The sequence below is a fragment of the Streptomyces sp. NRRL S-337 genome, assembly GCF_000720175.1.
Taxonomy (GTDB): Bacteria; Actinomycetota; Actinomycetes; order Streptomycetales; family Streptomycetaceae; genus Streptomyces; species Streptomyces siderophoricus.
Genome location: NZ_JOIX01000184.1, coordinates 1 through 509 on the forward strand (window position 1 = coordinate 1; position 509 = coordinate 509).

Annotated in this window: 1 protein-coding gene; it reads right to left on the bottom strand. The window is 54.2% G+C overall.

What is annotated here, in order from left to right; genetic code table 11:
• Positions 1-262: 262 nt before the first annotated feature.
• Positions 263-509, bottom strand: a 247-nt coding sequence (locus IG62_RS47640; protein ID WP_158795196.1) for a hypothetical protein, incomplete at its 5' end; no start/stop codon positions are given.

Sequence of the window (509 nt, forward strand, 5' to 3'; positions counted from 1 at the left end):
TTGGATTGGAGTGGGAGCCGGAGAGGCTGCTGCTGCGGAGGTGACTCCACCCACGACGACAGCGGCAGAGACCACCGCTGCCAAGACACGCTTCTTCACAAGAATTCCCTATTTTATGGGTATGCCCTGAAATATGAATCAGGGCATACCTCTTGATGGGACGGAATGAGAACTTCCGTCAACTTGCGCTGTCTTCGGTAGCCTCAATCAGCAGGACGCTGGTGCAGAGACTTCCACCAGTTTTTGATCGGTTGTACGATGCTCAGACAGTACGCAACTGCTTTGTCAACGCCGCAACTGCTTCGTCTTTGTTGATCTGCGTACCATCCAACACGCCCATTATGTAAATTTTCGTCTTGACTACGATCGCGGACGTAGCGGCGGTTACTGTGGCGACGACGACGACGATGGCGCAGAGTCCTCTGCCAGCACCTAGGTCGATGTCTTTGTTGTTCTTGGCCAGGTTCCTCAGTTTCTTTCCGGCCGTGTCCAGTCCCTGCTCCACCGTG